At 60.9% G+C, this 17,540-nt stretch carries 14 protein-coding genes; 8 read left to right on the top strand and 6 right to left on the bottom strand.

Features of this window, described 5'->3' with window-relative positions:
• Nucleotides 1–130 precede the first annotated feature (130 nt).
• The 3 genes from M2S36_RS11510 to M2S36_RS11500 all read right to left on the bottom strand — a co-directional run bounded on the left by M2S36_RS11510 (nt 131) and on the right by M2S36_RS11500 (nt 3,365).
• Nucleotides 131–739, bottom strand: a complete 609-nt coding sequence (locus M2S36_RS11510) for a DsbA family protein (protein WP_207832408.1) — start codon at nt 737–739, stop codon at nt 131–133.
• Between the two features lie 95 nt (nt 740–834).
• Nucleotides 835–1,737 carry a LysR family transcriptional regulator gene (locus M2S36_RS11505; RefSeq protein ID WP_207832406.1) on the bottom strand — a complete coding sequence of 301 codons (903 nt, stop codon included), beginning with the start codon at nt 1,735–1,737 and terminating at the stop codon, nt 835–837.
• A gap of 413 nt (nt 1,738–2,150) precedes the next feature.
• Complete coding sequence (locus tag M2S36_RS11500; RefSeq protein WP_207832404.1) at nt 2,151–3,365, bottom strand: MFS transporter; 1,215 nt, start codon at nt 3,363–3,365, stop codon at nt 2,151–2,153.
• A 331-nt stretch (nt 3,366–3,696) separates the two neighbouring features.
• On the opposite strand from M2S36_RS11500, the gene M2S36_RS11495 reads away from it, so the two are divergent.
• The 8 genes from M2S36_RS11495 (at nt 3,697) to M2S36_RS11460 (ending at nt 13,802) form a co-directional block, all read left to right on the top strand.
• Nucleotides 3,697–4,965 carry a c-type cytochrome gene (locus M2S36_RS11495; RefSeq protein WP_207832402.1) on the top strand — a complete coding sequence of 423 codons (1,269 nt, stop codon included), beginning with the start codon at nt 3,697–3,699 and terminating at the stop codon, nt 4,963–4,965.
• Nucleotides 4,962–5,435, top strand: a complete 474-nt coding sequence (locus M2S36_RS11490) for a (2Fe-2S)-binding protein (RefSeq protein WP_207832400.1) — start codon at nt 4,962–4,964, stop codon at nt 5,433–5,435. The genes M2S36_RS11495 and M2S36_RS11490 overlap by 4 nt, the downstream gene beginning before the upstream one ends.
• On the top strand, nt 5,428–7,647 hold the full coding sequence (locus M2S36_RS11485; protein ID WP_207832399.1) for a xanthine dehydrogenase family protein molybdopterin-binding subunit: 2,220 nt from the start codon (nt 5,428–5,430) through the stop codon (nt 7,645–7,647). The genes M2S36_RS11490 and M2S36_RS11485 overlap by 8 nt, the downstream gene beginning before the upstream one ends.
• Nucleotides 7,648–7,699: 52 nt before the next feature.
• The gene (locus M2S36_RS11480; RefSeq protein ID WP_207832397.1) at nt 7,700–8,668 is read left to right on the top strand and encodes an XdhC family protein; all 969 of its coding nucleotides are present in this window, start codon (nt 7,700–7,702) and stop codon (nt 8,666–8,668) included.
• 156 nt (nt 8,669–8,824) lie between these two features.
• On the top strand, nt 8,825–9,937 hold the full coding sequence (locus M2S36_RS11475) for an alkene reductase (RefSeq protein WP_207832396.1): 1,113 nt from the start codon (nt 8,825–8,827) through the stop codon (nt 9,935–9,937).
• A 169-nt stretch (nt 9,938–10,106) separates the two neighbouring features.
• Nucleotides 10,107–10,538 carry a DoxX family protein gene (locus M2S36_RS11470; protein WP_207832394.1) on the top strand — a complete coding sequence of 144 codons (432 nt, stop codon included), beginning with the start codon at nt 10,107–10,109 and terminating at the stop codon, nt 10,536–10,538.
• Between the two features lie 33 nt (nt 10,539–10,571).
• Entirely contained in the window at nt 10,572–11,762 is a 1,191-nt protein-coding gene (locus M2S36_RS11465; RefSeq protein ID WP_207832392.1) for a YbfB/YjiJ family MFS transporter, read from the top strand.
• A 327-nt stretch (nt 11,763–12,089) separates the two neighbouring features.
• Complete coding sequence (locus M2S36_RS11460) at nt 12,090–13,802, top strand: SulP family inorganic anion transporter (RefSeq protein WP_207832390.1); 1,713 nt, start codon at nt 12,090–12,092, stop codon at nt 13,800–13,802.
• A gap of 119 nt (nt 13,803–13,921) precedes the next feature.
• On the opposite strand, the gene M2S36_RS11455 is transcribed toward M2S36_RS11460, so the two are convergent.
• Genes M2S36_RS11455 through M2S36_RS11445 form a run of 3 tightly spaced genes read right to left on the bottom strand, consistent with a single transcriptional unit; the run spans nt 13,922 to nt 17,527 of the window.
• Nucleotides 13,922–14,932, bottom strand: coding sequence for a DUF2955 domain-containing protein (locus M2S36_RS11455; protein ID WP_333957182.1), 1,011 nt, complete (start codon nt 14,930–14,932; stop codon nt 13,922–13,924).
• Complete coding sequence (locus tag M2S36_RS11450) at nt 14,922–16,010, bottom strand: HlyD family secretion protein (protein ID WP_207832386.1); 1,089 nt, start codon at nt 16,008–16,010, stop codon at nt 14,922–14,924. The genes M2S36_RS11455 and M2S36_RS11450 overlap by 11 nt, the downstream gene beginning before the upstream one ends.
• Nucleotides 16,007–17,527 carry an efflux transporter outer membrane subunit gene (locus M2S36_RS11445; RefSeq protein WP_207832383.1) on the bottom strand — a complete coding sequence of 507 codons (1,521 nt, stop codon included), beginning with the start codon at nt 17,525–17,527 and terminating at the stop codon, nt 16,007–16,009. The genes M2S36_RS11450 and M2S36_RS11445 overlap by 4 nt, the downstream gene beginning before the upstream one ends.
• Between the last annotated feature and the right edge of the window lie 13 nt (nt 17,528–17,540).

Raw genomic sequence — 17,540 nt, 5'->3', positions numbered from 1 at the left:
TTTTAAATGGGTCACCGCGCTATGCCGGTGGCGTTGTCTGCGGTATGGGTGCCATTCTGTTTCGACCTAACCAAGTGCACAATTACAGCAATTTCGATTTCTCTGTTTCCAAAATGGAACCAGTGATTCGCTAGGCAAACATAGGTGCCAGAACACCTGGAGTCTGCGCGCCGAAGACAACAGTGCCGTTAATGCGAAAGGAAGGAATCACACGCCCGGCCCAACCTGCGACTGAGGTTTCGGTTTCCTGAAGCTCTCTACTAAACAAGTCACTAAGCAGGAAGGACTTAATGTCGCTAAAAGCCACTGCCTCCTGGCTCAGTAGCTTTTCCAGAACGGCATCATCACCGATGTTCTCACCGTAGCAATACAGAGCCTCGTACACTCGTTGCACGAATGCCTCGGCAGATCTCTCATTTCGCTGCAGCCACAGCACAGCAGCAAGGGCGGGACGGGTATCAGGAACGCTGCGGATTTGGCTAAAAGCAGGCTCCATGCCCAGCTTTTGCATCTCGGTCGTCACGAGAGACTGATGAATCAGAGCTTGTGTGCCGAAGCGGCGCTCCAAGAATTCAGCGTATGACATCCCTGCTGCTATCCGGCTCAGCGAAGACCGACACGGTTGGAACGTAACGTCGAAAGCCTTTCCGGCCTGATTCATCGCCATTGCAAGCCGACGCACCCCAATCCAACCCCAGGGATCGAGAAAGTCAAACGCTAATATTGGTGAAGTATTCATGCTCGATACCCTGAAGGATTTATTCACCTTAAGGGTAAGGAGTTACTCAAGACAGCAGAAGTCCCGCGTCACGCAATAGAGCATTGCGTAAGCTGCTATGCAATATTCAGTAACTCTTTCATGAATTGCGCGAAGACCCGAATGCGGGTGGACTCGCGATTTATAGGCAGGTAAATAATATTGATAGAGGAATTCACGGACGTTGGATTCACCTCATACTCAGGCATCAAGCGGGTGAGCCGTCCATGCTGCACATCCTCTGCAACCAACCAATCAGCTAACAGCGCCACGCCCTGCCCAGCGACTGCCGCATGCCTGAGGATGTCGGCATTATTGCTTTGCATTCGGCCTTGTACCGCCACGGATACCGTCTCGTCTTCGACTTCAAAATGCCAGTCCCTCATGGGGCCTCCGTAATCGAAGCGCATGCACGAGTGATCCAATAAATCACCAGGTTGCGTTGGGGCGCCATGCTGTTCCAAGTAGGCAGGGCTAGCCACTAACCAACGCTGAAAATGACCAACCGTAGTGCAGATCACCTCTTCGCTGGAAACGGTTGAGCCGAGTCGGACCGTTAAATCTATCCGATCCTTGTACAGATCGACCATTTCATCACTAAGGTTCAGGCTCACTTCCAGTTCAGGATGGGCAGCAAGAAACCGCCCAAGGTGCGGCGAAATCAGGCGCCGACCAAATTCCACTGGAACGCTAATCCGCAGCTTGCCTTTCGCTTCACTTCCCCTGTCGGTAACCATGCTATCTGCTGCAGCGAGAGCGTCGAGGATGGTGATGGCGTGATCGAAATAGGCCTGGCCGAGATCGGTCGGGCTGTTCTGGCGTGTGCTACGTGTAATGAGTGTAGTGCCAAGATCCGCCTCCAGAGCAGCGACCTGCCGTGCTACAGACGATGTTGCCACGCCTAGCTTTCGCGCTGCTGCAGAGTATCCTCCACAACGCACGGTCTCTACGAACATGCTCAACGCGAGAAACTTATCCATGTATTCGACTCAGCTGATGATCCATGAGGGGAAGCCATTGTCGCCACCGGTCAACGGGGCAGGCAATCTGGATCATAGCCACTTGCCTGGCTTCGAGATATGACAGGCGTGCTGTCGCAGGAGCACCTAAATTCAAGAATCGTGTTGCAGATGCCATTAGCATTGTTGAGGCAACTTAAGGCTTTTTGTTGCACTTGGAGGACAGAGGTGTGATCTCTCTTCGCTATCCTTTGTCGACCCTCCCACGGTTTCGAATCGATAGTGATGAATCCTGGGCTCCAAGCCTGACTGGGCAGATTCTTCCCCAATTTAAGGTCCGCCTGGTCAATCCGATACGTCCTCCCTTTGGGCCGCGACACCTAGTGCATTGATGCTCCAGGTGATTGCGGTTTTTTTTCAGCTATGTGATCGGATCAACGCTTACCGACGTGCTTCGCGAAGAAAATCACCAGTGCCAAGGCGGGGATCGCTGCGGCAGCGTAAGCGGTAATCGCCCAGCCAAAGCTCTCGTAGAGTGGGCTCGCGACCATCGAACCCAACGCACCACCGACAAAGATGCTGGTCATGAACACTGCGTTCAGCCGTGCACGGCTGTTGGGGTCCAGGGCGTAGACTTCACGCTGGCCAAGGACCATGTTCATTTGCACGGCGAAATCCAGAGCGATCGCCGCAGCGACCAAGCCTAGGTAACCCAGCCCAGGGATCCCGGCGATGAGCAACGCAGCCGGTGCCATAACCAAGGCTACCAGTGTACTCACGTGACCATGACCTGCATCAGCCAGACGGCCTGCGATCGGGGCTGCAATGGCGCCCACGGCACCCACAAGAGCGAAGAGCGCTACACCGTTCTGGGTAAAGCCGTAGTGACGGATCAACTCGATCGGTACGACAGTCCAGAAGAAGCTGAAGCTTGCAAACAGTAACCCCTGATACAGAGAACGCTCACGAAGCACAGCATATTGCTTAGCCAGGCCGAAGACGGAACCAATCAAGCGGGCGTAGGTAGTGTGATGATTCGGAACGCGCTTAGGCAGTAGTGCCGCTACCAGGGCCGCGATAACGACCATCAGCACGGCGGCACTGAAGAACACGCCCCTCCAGCCCACATACTCCGACACCAGGCTTGAAACAGGGCGAGCCAGCAGGATTCCGAGCAACAGACCACTCATGATGTTGCCCACCACGCGGCCTCGACTGCTCTCAGGCGCCATGTGGGCGGCCAGCGGCACCAGGATCTGCACAGCGACAGAAGTAAGCCCGATCATCAGAGAGGCAATCAGGAACAGCGACGGCGAATCAGCGAAACCTGCTGCTGCGAGGAATGCGCCTACCACCAGGGTGAAGCCGATCACCAGACGCTTGTTTTCCATCAGGTCGGCCAGTGGAACCAAGAACAGCAGTCCAGCGGCATAGCCGAACTGGGTCAGCGAAACGATCAGGCTGGCATGTTCAGGCGAAAGGCCAATGCTTGGGGCAATAAGCTCAACGATGGGCTGTGCGTAGTAGAGGTTGGCGACTACGGCGCCACAGCAAAACGCGAGAAAGATGACCAACGCTTTAGATAGTGTCGGGACTGTATCGGCATGCACCGACGGTGAAGCAATTACATCAGGGCTGCTCGCTGACATGGCGACATCTCCGAATGGGTTGAGAAAGTTCAGGAGCAAGCCTATGCGTGAGGGACAGTCATGAGAATACGAACTTCCAGCAACGAAGTTATGCAAGTTGCGCAAAACTGGCAGCGTTGCGTGATGAGCAAAGCTTCGTTGCGTGAGGTACCTATACCCCTGTAAGTCGTGCTCCTTTAGGCTCACGCCTTCAACTAATCGGCACCCAATAAGCCGAGGTTGAAGATGAGGAGATCTTCGATGAGTTCGGCTCGATTGGCGTCCGCCATCTCAAGCCCCTGTAGCTTAGGGCGTCAGTCGGCGCTCTTAGCCAAGAGCGAGGTGGGTATTAATGTCACGTAAAAAGCTTTGGGTATCTGCAGCTGTTGCGCTCGGCGCAGGAGGACTTGCTGTAGCGTTCGGGCTGATGTGGCGACCTGCGATCGACCCGATCGATAAGCCTGTGGAATTCGATACGGCCCAAATCGCTCGAGGCGCCGACGTGGTGACAGCCGGCGATTGTGCTGTGTGTCATACGCGCCCGGGTGGCAAGTACCTCGCAGGTGGCCTGCCACTGGTGACGCCGTTCGGCACGCTCTACAGCACCAACATCACCCCGGACGCCACGACCGGCATTGGCCAGTGGCCGTTCGAAGCATTTGTACGTGCCATGCGCGAGGGCATCTCCAGAGACGGTCATTTTCTCTACCCGGCCTTCCCGTACAAGCACTACCGCCTGCTCAGCGACGACGACCTGGCCGATGCCTATGCGTATCTGATGAGTGGCCCGCCTGCATACGAGCCGGCGACACCCAATCGCATGAAGTTCCCCATGAACATTCGCCCGCTGGTCTCGGGCTGGAACTTGATGTTCCTGCACACGGCGCCGTTCGAGCCGGCAGCGCAGCAATCGCAACAGTGGAACCGTGGACGGTACCTGGTCGAAGGCGCAGGCCACTGCGGGGGTTGCCATACACCCCTGAACTTCCTCGGCGCTGAAAAAGACACCAAAGCACTTTCCGGTGGCGTGGTCGATGGGTGGGAAGCACCCTCCTTGCTGGGTCTGGCGAGTCGCGAGAAGCCTTGGTCGCAAACACAACTGGTGGAGTACCTGCAGGCCAAGGTTGTAGACAACCATGGCACGCCGGCCGGTCCAATGCGCCCGGTCAGTCAGGAGCTCGCCCGCCTGCCACAGACCGATGTCGATGCCATCGCGGAATACTTGCTGAGCCTGCCCGCGAGCGATGCCAAGCCGAGCCCTATCGGCGCCAGCACCGCGCTAACCGCTGAGTCGGCCCGTCTGGGCCATGATCTGTTCCAAGGCGCCTGTGCCGGTTGCCACGGCGGCGCGGCGCCCATGCGCGCCATCGACGGCAGACCGGCACTGACCACCACGTCAGCAGTCCAGGCCGATAAACCACGCAACTTCATCAAGACAGTGTTGGAAGGCATCGCGCCCACGCCCGGCGAACCGGGCCCAGCCATGCCGCCGTTCGCCGCGAGCCTGAACGACCAGCAGCTCACCGCCCTGGCCGAGTTCATCCGCCATCAGGCGAGCCCGGACAAACCGTGGCCTGATGTTGATGCAACCATTCAGGCACTGCGCCAGGAGACCCCATGAGCAAGGTGAATCTCAACGTAAACGGCCAGGTACACAGCCTGGATATCGACCCGGACATGCCGTTGCTCTATGCCCTGCGGAACCAGCTGGAGCTCAACGGCGCCAAGTACGGTTGCGGACTGGGCCAGTGCGGCGCCTGCACCGTCATCGTCGACGACAAGCCGGTGTTTTCCTGCGTGACCCCTTGCGCGGGGCTGGAAGGTCGCAAGGTGCGCACGGTCGAGAGCTTGGGCACGGCCGAGCACCCCGGCCCCTTGCAGCAGGCGTTCATTGATACCCAGGCTGCCCAGTGCGGTTACTGCATCGCCGGGATGATCATGCGCGCCCAGGCCTTGCTGGAGAAAAACCCTCGGCCCGACCAGGCTACGCTTCGCACCCACATGGCGACGAATCTGTGCCGCTGCGGTACCCACCTGCGGATTATCGAAGCCATTACACGCGTCATTGAAAACGGTGGTCTCCATGGCTAACAGCGAATTCAGTCGTCGCGCCTTCCTTCAAGGCAGCAGCCTGCTGATGGCCTTCACACTGATGCCGGTAGCCCGCAAGGCGCTGGCCGATACCGAGGTGGACACGCTCGGTACCGTCGTGCTCGCCCCCGACCTGCCGGGCAGCCTGCGCACCAACCCCTATCTCGACGCCTGGATCAAGGTAGGGGCTGAAGGCATCACGGTGTACACCGGCAAGGTGGAGCTGGGTACCGGGGTGAAGACTGCGCTGCTGCAGATCGCAGCGGAGCGGCTGGACGTTGCGCCGGCTGCGGTCAACTTCCTCACGGCGGATACCGCCCTGACCCCTAACGAAGGCTACACGGCTGGCAGCCATACGATTTTCGACAGCGGCACGGCGCTATTCAACGCGGCTGCGCAGGTTCGCCAAATGCTCATGGAGTCTGCCGCTCGACACTGGGGCTTGGACGTCGCCTCGCTGAAAACTGGTGATGCGATGATTACCGCACCGTCCGGGGCGCGCATGAGATATGCCGACGCCGTGGCTGGGGTGGACCTCCATCAGTACGCCCAGGCCAAGTCACCTGACATTTCACCTGAACAGTTCAAGCTTATCGGCCATGCGGTGCAGCGGCTCGACATCCCTGCAAAGGTCACTGGCGCCGCAGCGTTCGTACAGGACATGCGCTTGCCGGGCATGCTCCATGCCCGCGTGATCAGACCGCCGCGCCCGGGCAGCCAGCTCACCGGCTTTGATATGCCCGCCATCGAACGCCTGCCGGGTGTGGTCAAGGTGATCCGGGACGGCAATTACCTCGCGGTGGTAGCCAAAGATGAGTGGCAAGCGGTCAAAGCCATGCGCGCCGGCTACGAGGCCGCGACGTGGGCCGGTGGCGACGTGATCCCGGACCAAGCCGTGATTCACCAGTTGCTGCCCAAGTTGCAGTCCAAGCGCTATCCCATCAAGCATGAGGGGACCCCAGCGCCTTCGAGCGGCAAGACGTACCGGGCGCGGGTCACCAAGCAGTACCTGATGCACGGTTCCATCGGCCCATCCTGTTCGATAGCTTGGTTCAAAGACGGCATGCTGACGGTCTGGACCCACACCCAGGGAGTGTTCCCGCTGCGTGCAGGCATCGCCGAAATGGTCGGCCTGCCGCCAGCCGCCGTACGCTGCATCCACGCCGAAGGCTCGGGATGCTACGGACACAATGGCGCCGATGACGCCGCGGCCGATGCTGCTCTGATCGCCGTGCGCCTGCCAGGTGTACCCGTGCGAGTTCAATGGATGCGCGAACAGGAAAACCTCTGGGAACCCTACAGCTCGGCCATGCTTACCGAGCTGCAAGCCAGCCTGGGCAGTGACGGGCGGATCAACGACTGGAAGTACGAGCTGTGGACCACCCCGCACAACGAGCGCATCACCAACGCCGGACGCCTGGTGCCGGCGCGGATGATCGCCCGCCCGTTCACCTCGATGCCCTCCGTTCCGATTGCCCAGCCCGAGGGGGATGGCGACCGCAACGCGATCCCGCTTTACGAAACCGGTGCGTCTAGCATCGACATGAACTTCATCACCCAGATGCCGTTCCGGACCTCGGCGATGCGCTCGCTGGGCGCGCACATAAATGTCTTCGCCATCGAGGCCTGCCTGGACGAGTTGGCGGATCAGGCGGGTGTGGATGCCGTCGAATTCCGTCTTGAGCACCTCACCGACCCAAGGGCCCGAGCAGTCATTGAGCGGGCCCGGGACGAGTTCGGTTGGCCACGCCGCTCACCGGCTCCGGGAAGCGGCATCGGCCTGGGCTTCGCCCGTTACAAGAACATCATGGGTTACTGTGCGGTGGCCGTGGAAATCCAGGTGCATCCGCAAACTGGCGACATCGAGATCCAGCGGGTGGTCACCGCAGTGGACGTGGGTCAGATCGTCAACCCCGATGGCCTTCGCAATCAGGTCGAAGGCGGTATCGTCCAGTCGAGCAGTTGGACGCTTTACGAGGCGGTCAGTCATGACGCCGGCGGGGTGCGCAGCTACGACTGGAGCGGCTACCCGATCCTGCGTTTCCCGCAGCTTCCCAAGCACGTGGAAGTACACATGATCGATCAGCCTGGCCAGCCGTTCCTTGGCGCTGCCGAAATCGTCCAAGGCCCGATGGCGGCGGCGCTGGGTAACGCCGTGGCCGATGCCACCGGCCACCGCCGGCTTGCGTTACCACTTACCCGCAAGGCCTGAGCAATGAGCAGGTCGCCGACGTTCGGTCAAGTGCTTGGAAAGGTAACGGCAGATGCAGCATCTTGATGTGAAGGTACTCGAGCAAGCACTGGCCTGGGCCGACGAAGGGCAAAGCATGTGGTTGTGCACCGTGCTCTCCACCTTCGGTTCGGCGCCGAGATCGCCTGGTGCAATGCTGGTGGCCACGCAGTCCGGCGCGCACTGCGGCTCGTTGTCGGGTGGCTGCGTCGAAGAAGAATTCCTCCAAGCGCTGGGCCGTGGCGAGCACGCGGCCCCCACCCAGGTTGTCAGTTACGGACGTACCGCTGAAGAGCGAAGCCGCCTGCAACTTCCCTGTGGCGGCAGCCTGGATGTGTTGGTCGAGCATCGAGAACCAACCGTGGAATGGAAGGCTCACCTGAGCCAGTTGCTCGACGCAATGCGTGGCCAGCACCGGCTGACGCGGATAATCGAACTTGAAAGCGACCTGTTCAGCTCCCGGCGTTACGCAGACGGAGCCGACACCGTGACTCGCCGTGGTAGCCGTCTGGAAATTAACCTAGGTCCTGCACTTCGCCTGCTACTTGCCGGCATGTCACCCGTCGCCCAGGCCTGTGGTCAGTTCGCCAAAGCCCTCGGGTTCGAAGTGATTGCCTGCGATCCGCGGGAAGAAGCGGCCGAAATGCCAATCGAAGGGGTGCCTCTGATTCCGCTGTTGCCCTCGCTGTACATCGCCAATGGAGGTTGCCACGAAGCGACAGCCGTCGTTGCGCTCACCCATGACCCGAAAATCGATGACCTCGCCTTGATGGAAGCTGTGCACACCCCTGCCTTCTATATCGGTGCAATGGGCTCCAAGCGCACTTCGGAAAAGCGAGCAGAGAGGTTGCGGCGAATCGGCGGCCTGTCGTCTACCGACGTAGACCGCTTGCACATGCCCATAGGCCTGGATATCGGTTCCAGAACCCCGGCCGAGATCGCCTTGTCGGTCATGGCTGACGTGCTGCGGGTTTACAGAGGTAAAGCTCGTACTGCGCTTTAGGGCAGAGATCCCAGGTTTTGCGAGTTGCGCAATGCACTTGCTCCGGTTTTGCGGATTATCAATTTTCGGTCTGGGTATTAACCTAACTTCATCAAACAGAAGCGACGATGTTTCATCTCTTGAATTTATTGAATTTACTTCAAAAGGAACTGAGTAATGACCAGCCATCTGTTCAATCCCATTCGTGTGGGCGCCTTAGAACTTCCTCATCGCATTGCGATGGCTCCATTGACCCGGTCTCGCGCTGGTCAACCTGGGGATGTCCCGACATCAATGGCTGCGGAGTATTATGGCCAGCGGGCAAGCGCGGCTCTAATCATTACCGAGGCCACGCAAATCTCTCAACAGGGGCAAGGTTACGCATGGACTCCAGGTATCTATACCCCTGAACAGATTCAGGCCTGGAAACGTGTAAGCGATGAGGTGCACGAACTCGATGGACGCATCTTCATGCAACTTTGGCACGTTGGCCGCGTTTCGCATCCCAGCTTCCAGCCGGATAACGCTCTGCCTGTGGCACCGAGTGCCATCGCAGCGCCTGGCAAGACCTTCATTGTCGACGAAGATGGTAACGGGGTGTGGGGGGATGTGCCGGTACCGCGCGCGCTAGAAACCGAAGAAATCGCCGCAATCATTGATGACTACCGCATCGCCGCGCTTAACGCCATCGAGGCCGGTATGGACGGCGTGGAAATCCATGCGGGCAACGGCTATCTGCTCGACCAATTCATCAACAGCAACAGCAACAAGCGCAATGACCCATACGGTGGTACTTATCAGAATCGGGCGCGCCTGCTCCTGGCGATCGTTCAGGCAGTTGCGCAAGAGATCGGTGCAGACCGCGTCGGTGTGCGTCTTACCCCGATGGGACGTTTCATGGGCATGGGAGACGACACCCCCATCGAGACCTTCACCTACATCGTGGAGTCGTTGAACCGCTATGGGCTGGCGTATCTCCACCTCGTAGAGCCTGCCGTTGTCGGTACGGTGAAGGACGAAAACTTCGACCCGCGCTGGGACGAGATCATCTTGAAGCTGCGTGACGCTTGGAACGGTGTGTTGATCATCGCAGGCGGTTATGACGCGGCCTCTGCGGAGAAAGCGATTCGGGAAGGACGCGCGGACGTTGTGGCTTTCGGTCGGCCGTTCCTGGCCAACCCGGATCTACCACGCCGGATTCGAGATGGATTGGAACTCAATACACCTGATCCGACCACCTTCTTCGGTGGCAACGAACGCGGCTACATCGACTACCCCGTACACCCGTAACTTGATCGACAGACTGGCTGGATGCCCCAGCCAGTTCTGTACGGTGCCAATTGTCCCTGATTTTGAAACAGTCAAATCGAAAGTGTTCATATTGTTGCCAAGTTGGCCTGAATTTATGATTTCTCCATCGAAAGCCACTTCGGCAAACTTTAAAATCAGGAGCAATCAAATGAACTCACTAAAAAATACCACTGCAGTAATCGGCCGCGTATTGTTGGCTGTTCTTTTCTTGCTTAGCGGCTTCAGCAAGCTGGCCTCACCAGAGGGAACCATTGCTTATATCGAGTCAAGTGGTTTGCCGCTCCCATTGCTGAGCTACTTGGCCGCACTTGGTGTGGAACTTGGTCTCGCCACACTGTTGATCATTGGTTTTCAAACGCGCATTGTCGCCGTGGTCATGGCTCTATTCACGGTAATGGCAGCGTTTGCTTTCCATAACAATCTGGCTGATCAAGGTCAGTTCATTAACTTCTTCAAGAACATTTCCATTGCCGGCGGTTTGTTGCAGATCGCAGCCTTTGGCGGCGGTGCGCTGAGCCTCGATGCGCTGGTGGCCAACATCAAAGCTCGGACTGCGAAAGCCCAACTCAATCCCGTCTAACCTTTCACGCCGCGAACGGCGCAGGGGGAAGTCATGACTACATCCACACAACGTGCCCCCTGGCTACCGATTTGGGCTGGTCTCTGTGCCAGCCTCGTCGGCATCGGATTGGCGCGATTCGCTTATACACCACTCATCCCGGCACTTATTGAAGCCCATTGGTTTGCCAGCTCTGCAGTCGTTTTCCTTGGCGCGGCAAACCTGGCCGGCTACCTGATTGGAGCTTTGATTGGCCGGCCAATGGCCGCCAGATGGTCAAGCGCAACCGTGCTGCGTGTCATGATGGTCATGGTCAGCTTGGCATTCCTTGGCTGCGCCTGGCCGCTGTCGGTGAGCTGGTTCTTCTTCTGGCGTCTGCTTTCAGGCATCGCCGGTGGCGTGATCATGGTGCTGGCAGCAACTGCTATCCTGCCACATGTATCTGCCAACCGAAGGGGCCTCGCAAGTGGCGCGATTTTCCTTGGTATCGGATTGGGAATCGCAGGAGCTGCAAGCCTGGTTCCCTGGCTGTTGGCCAAAGGGCTTCAGCAAACCTGGCTTGGTTTAGCGGCACTCTCATTCGCGCTCACTGTCAGCAGCTGGGCGGGGTGGCCGGCCGATCATCCTCACCATCAAGCGACACCGACTACACCTGAAGCTGCAACCTCATCCGCCGTAATGGTTTTGTTTGGCCAGTACGCTTTGATGGCGACTGCGCTGGTTGCCCCCATGATGTTCCTGGTGGACTACGTTAGCCGCGGCCTTGGTGCAGGAACCCATGCAGGAGCGTTGATGTGGGGCCTGTACGGTATCGGTGCCATTGCAGGTCCGGTGCTTTACGGGCTGTTGGCGGATCATCTGGGCGCTCGGACAGGCATTCGGATTGTCCTGATTGCCCAACTTATCGCAGTAGGTGTACTGATTGAGACCCATGATCTGCGCCTGCTTGGAGCAGCGGCATTGCTCATAGGCTCATTCCCGCCAGGTATCGTTCCTTTGGTCCTTGCTCGGGTGCACAATCTGGTAGAGGGGCACACGCAGCAGAACGCGACTTGGAGCCGCGCTACAGTAGCTTTCGCAAGCTTCCAAGCCATTGCGGGATATGGATACTCAGCGCTGTTCGCAAGCAGCAACGGTCATCATGGCGTGCTGTTCAGCGTCGCTGCAGGTGCCTTGATTCTGGCTCTGCTGCTCGACCTGATCCTCAAACGCGAGGCCCGAACAGCATCGATTCAGACCGTTTGAAAACCGAAACCCCAGCATCACGCTGGGGCTTCATCTGAGGGGGGAGTACGATTTTTCGGGGCATTGAAATCAGAATGGGTCCCGGCAGGAGGTTATGAGACCGAAGCGCAGGCACGAATAGATATCCAGGCTTGCCTGATGCGCTACAACCTCAAGCGCCTCCACAGCTACAACGGCCATGAAAAAAGCTCAACGCAGCGGCATGAACCTTAACCGGTGTCCAAAATTACTTGACCAGATCACCTTGTGTCGCGATAGGGCCGCAGAGCGGCGCCGAAATTCAGCATCTAAGCTGTGATTCAGCACCCTCCCCTGGACGCACGCCCCATGCCCGAAAAACCCCGCCTCGACTGGCAACGCTGGCTCCCCGGCCTGGTCACCCTGCTCCACTACCAACCCGCCTGGCTGCCCAGGGACATCGCCGCCGGCCTGGTGCTCACCACCATGCTGGTGCCGGTGGGCATCGCCTATGCCGAGGCATCTGGCGTACCCGGCATCTACGGCCTGTACGCCACCATCATCCCGCTGCTGGCCTATGCCCTGTTCGGCCCCAGCCGCATCCTGGTGCTGGGCCCGGACTCGGCGCTGGCCGCACCGATCCTGGCGGTAGTGGTGCAGTACGCCGCCAGCGACCCGCAGCGGGCTATCGCCATCGCCAGCCTGATGGCCCTGGTTGCCGGGGCGTTCTGCGTGATCGCCGGGCTGCTGCGCCTGGGCTTCATCACCGAGTTGCTGTCCAAGCCGATCCGCTATGGCTACATGAACGGCATCGCCCTCACGGTGCTGATCAGCCAGTTGCCCAAGCTATTCGGTATCAAAGTCGATAGCCAGGGCCCCTTGCGCGACCTTTGGCAATTGGCCGAAGCACTGCTTGCCGGCCAAGGGCACTGGCCAAGCTTCGTGGTCGGCGGCGGCAGCCTGGCGCTGATCCTGCTGCTCAAGCCGTTCAAGCGCTTGCCGGGCATTCTCATTGCGGTGGTACTGGCCACGCTGGCGGTGAGTCTGCTAGGGCTCGACCAGCAAGGTGTGAAAGTGCTCGGCCAGTTGCCCCAAGGCCTGCCAAGCTTCGTGTTTCCCTGGGTCACCGACATCGACCTGGTCGAGGTGGTACTGGGCGGGATTGCCGTGGCGCTGGTGTCATTCGCCGATACCAGTGTGCTGTCGCGCTCCTATGCCGCGCGCATGAAGATGCCGGTCAACCCGAACCAGGAAATGTTCGGCCTGGGTGTGGCCAACCTGGCCTCCGGGCTGTTCCAGGGCATCCCCATCAGCAGCAGCTCGTCACGTACCCCCGTGGCCGAAGCGGCCGGCTCGCAGACCCAGCTCACCGGCATCATCGGTGCGCTGGCGGTAACCTTGTTGCTGCTGGTGGCGCCCAACCTGATGCAACACCTGCCCAACAGCGCCCTGGCGGCGGTGGTGATTGCCGCAGCGTTGGGCCTGTTCGAGTTTGCCGACCTCAAGCGCATCTTCCGCATGCAGCAATGGGAGTTCTGGCTGTCATTCACCTGCTTCGTCGGCGTGGCGGTATTCGGGGCCATTCCCGGTATCGGCATTGCCGTGGCGGTGTCGGTGATCGAATTCCTGTGGGACGGCTGGCGGCCGCATCATGCGGTGCTGGGCCGGGTGGATGGCACCCGTGGCTACCATGACGTGCTGCGTTATCCACAGGCCCGACGCATTCCGGGGCTGGTGCTGCTGCGTTGGGATGCGCCGCTGTTCTTTGCCAATGCCGAGCAGTTCCAGAACACGGTGATGGCTGCGGTGGATGCGTCGCCTACCCCGGTCCAACGGCTGGTGATTGCGGCGGAGCCGGTGACCAGCATCGATATCACCTCGGCGGACATGCTGGCCGAGCTGGACCGGGCGCTGGAGGCGCAGGGGGTGGAATTGCAGTTTGCCGAGATGAAGGACCCGGTAAAGGACAAGATGCGGCAGTTCGAGTTGTTCGAGCATATGGGGGAGTCGGCATTCCATCCCACTGTAGGTGCAGCGGTGGATGCCTATCTGGAAGAGAGTGGGGTTGACTGGAGGCCCTAGGGTTTCCTGTGCTGGCCTCTTCGCGGGTAAACCCGCTCCCACAGGTACAACGACAACCTTGAAGTTTGTGCGATCCCTGTGGGAGCGGGCGTGCCCGCGAAGAGGCCAGTACAGAAGAGCTAAACAGTCCGAACGCGACGCCGATCAATCCATATGAGCATGGCGCTAGCGTACACCGACACCACCAGAAACAGCGCCATGCGCACGGCAAAGGCGCGGTACACATCCTGCCCGCCCGCGCTGTCCTGCACCGACTGCCCCAGCAAAATCAGCATGGTCGTCAGGCAACTCACCCAGTACGCCGGGCTTTGCCTGGTATCCACCGCACGGTAGAGCCTGCGCCCCTGCCAAAGGACGAACAGCAGCACCCACAGGAAAAACATCCACAGGTGCACGAACAGGCTCAACGCGCCCCACATCAGTATCGCCAGCAACCCGGCAAGCAAGGTCGAGCCGATCAGCTCGCGGCTGGCATGTCGCGCGCGGGTCTCACCGGCCTGCTGCCCCAGGCTCACTGCCTTCATGATCAGAGGCATGTACTGGTCCGGGGCAATCAGCGCCAGCAAAAAGGCCGGCATCACGATCAGCGTGGCACGCAAAGCGACCCAGCTCACCTGGTCACTGTCGAGCAACGGTGGTGCCGGTGGCGCCGGCGCATTGGCCGGCTCGGGAAACAGCACATGCGCCGCCGCCGTGCCCAGCACCGCCAGCAGCATGCCTTTGGCCAGCGCTTCGACCACCGATAGCGCCAAGGTGAAGTCGCTGGTGCCAGCAGCAGCGATCATGGTCAGGCCGATGACCAGCAAATTGGCTAGCAGGCCGTTGCCGCCTTTCAGCGCATAACGCAAAGTCAGAAAAACCCCCACCCCCACCAGCAAAACCCCACTCATCGGGGCATGGCGCAGCAGCGGAATCAGCAGCAGCCCGCTGCCGCAACTGAGCAGCACCAGCACCGCCAGGGCCGGTGCCGCACGCAGGGGCAAGGGCTGGCTGCGCATGGCCAGCAACAGCACCGCGAACACCGGCGCCAGGATCGGCACCGGCAGGCCGATGCCAAAACTCACCGCCAGGCACAGCGCCACGCCCCAGGCCAGGCGCAGGGCGCGCAGGCGGCGCAGCTCAATAGGCATAAGACAGCCAGCTCATCAGCCACATGAACAACCGGCCCAGCAGGTTCAATGGGTTGCCCTCGCTGGGCAGCGCCATGACTTCGGCCTGGCCGCCGACCCGCAAACCGGTCTTGTCCTGCAACTGGTCACGCTCCAGTTCAACGATCACCGGGAAGCGCTGGGCCGAGCGCAGCCACTCGCGGCTGTTCTGCACGGTCGGCAACGTACCCGGCGGGGTACTCTGGCCCACGCTCACGCCGTAGCCAATGCTGCGAATACGCCCCTTCAACACCGTGCCGGGCAGCGCATCGAGCACTACCAGCACCGGGGTTTCAGGGCGCAGCCGACCGAGGTTGTTCTCGGTCATGTCGGCACTTATCCACACGTCATGGATGGCGATCAGAGTCATCATCGGGCTGCCAGCGCCGACATAGTGGCCAACGTCGGTACGCAGGTCGGTGATCAGCCCGTTCGCGTCGGCGCGTACCACGGTGCGCGCCAGGTCCAGGCGGGCTTTTTCCACATTGGCCGCCGCGCTGCGCAGCTGGGCGTTGTCGTCCTGCGCCCCGCCCTGCTGCTCACGGGCCCGCTCCACTTCGGCACGGGCTGCCGCCACCTGGCTGATGGCCTGGTCACGGGTGGCCTGGGCGCCTTCCAGGCGGCGTACCGACACCGTGCCGGGGTCTTCATCGATCAGGCGCTTGAGCCGCTCGGCGTCCTGCCGCGCCTTGCGCTCGTTGGCCTGGGCCGCCACCAGTGCCGCCTGGGCCGAGTCGATGCCGGCGGTGTGGGCGCCGATCTGCCGGCGTACCGTGTCCAGGTCGGCTTCGGCGCGGGCCAGGGCGATGCGGTACTGCTCCTGGTCCAGCTCGAACAGCACATCGCCCTTGCGCACTTCCTGGTTGTTGCCCACCGCCACACGCTTCACCTGCCCGGCCACCTCGGCACTCACCGGCACCACGTAGGCCTGCAGGCGGGCCTGCTGGGTGTAGGGCGTGAAACGGTCGGCCAGCAGGTACCACAGCAGGCTCACGGCAATCAGCAGCAGCACCCAGCGCATGCCGCGATCGGGGGTTGGCGTTGGCGTGGCGTCGCTCATTTCGGTTCACCTTGTGCATGTGCGCTGGGGGCTGGCTCGTCGAGCAGATCGCCCCAGTCGGTGCGTTGCTGCATCTGTTGGCGCGTGGCCGGGTCGATCGGTGCGCGGCTGGCGTCCCAACCGCCACCCAGGGCCTTGTACAGCGTCACCAGGCTGCTGACGGCATTGCCGCGGCTGACCAGGTAACCGTCCTGTTGCTGCAGCAGCAGTTGCTGGGCGTCGAGCACGCGCTGGAAGTCGGCAAAGCCTTCGCGGTACTGCGAGCTGGCCAGGTTCAGCGAGCGCTGCGCGGCCTGCGAGGCCTGCTCGCGGATACTTGCACTCTGCAGCGAGCGCACCAGCCCGCTGGCGGCATCGTCGGCCTCGCGCGCGGCTTCGCGCACATCCTGGTGATACAGCTCGATCAGTTGCTGCAAGCGGGCATCTTCCACGCGCACGGCGTTCTTGCGCCGGCCATAGTCGAACGGGTTCCAGATCAGGCTGGGCCCGGCGGCGATGTCGAAGGTATCGGGCAGGTGATTGGCCGAGACGAAGCTCCAGCCAATGCTGCCCAGCAGGCTCAGCTGTGGATAAAGATCGGCCTCGGCCACCCCGACCAGCGCCGACTGTGCCGCCACCGCCTGTTCGGCGGCGCGGATGTCCGGGCGGCGCTGCAGCAGGCTGGCAGGCACGTCCTGCAGCACGGCACGGTCCGGCAACGGCAGCTGGCCGTGGCCTGCATCGAGCTGCGGCAGCGGCCCGGGCGGCCTGCCGAGCAGCGAGCACAGCACGTTGCGCAGGGCATTGAGCTGGTTCTGGAACTCGGGGATGGTGGCCTGGGTAGCCAGGTACTGGGTGCGCGCCTGTTGCCAGTCGAGTTCGTCGTTTTCGCCATGCCGGAACAGCCGCTCGGTTATCTCCAGGCTGCGCGCCTGACGGCGGGCGTTTTCCTCGGCGATATCCAGCCGCGCTTCGGCGGTGCGCAGGGCAAAGTAGGTGTCGGCCACCTGCGCACGCAACAGCAGCATGACATCGGCGTAGTTGGCCTGGGAGGCAAAGTAGACGGCGTCGGCGCTTTCGATGGCGCGGCTGAAGCGCCCCCAGAAGTCGATTTCCCAGCCGATGTCGAAGCCCGCACTGGATTGCCAGAACACCGAGTCGCGAGCGGTGGCGGTGCCGGACTGGTCCTGTTTCAGGTACAGGCTCTGGGCGCGCAGTTGCTGCAGCTGTGGATAACGCCCGGTCTGCACGATGGCCAGCTGGGCACGGGCTTCGGCAATACGCAAGCCAGCCACGCGCAGGTTGCTGTTGTTGGCATCGGCCTCGGCGATCAAGGCATCCAGGGCCGGGTCGGCGAACACGGCCCACCACTGGCGCAGGTCGGGCGCTGCGGCCTGCCGCCCTGCCTGTTCCAGCAGCGGGGTGTTCCAGGTGCCCAGCCACGGGTCCTGCGGCGGCCGGAAATCCGGGCCGACCTGGGTACAGCCCACCAACATGGCAGCCAGGCTCAGTGCACAACCATGGAAGCGTCCGGGCATGGCGGGCCTTGGC

The organism is Pseudomonas sp. SF2 (assembly GCF_036858055.1).
In the GTDB taxonomy this organism is placed as follows: domain Bacteria; phylum Pseudomonadota; class Gammaproteobacteria; order Pseudomonadales; family Pseudomonadaceae; genus Aquipseudomonas.
The sequence above is the reverse complement of the archived record's forward strand: the minus strand, read 5'-3'. Positions and strand labels throughout refer to the sequence as shown.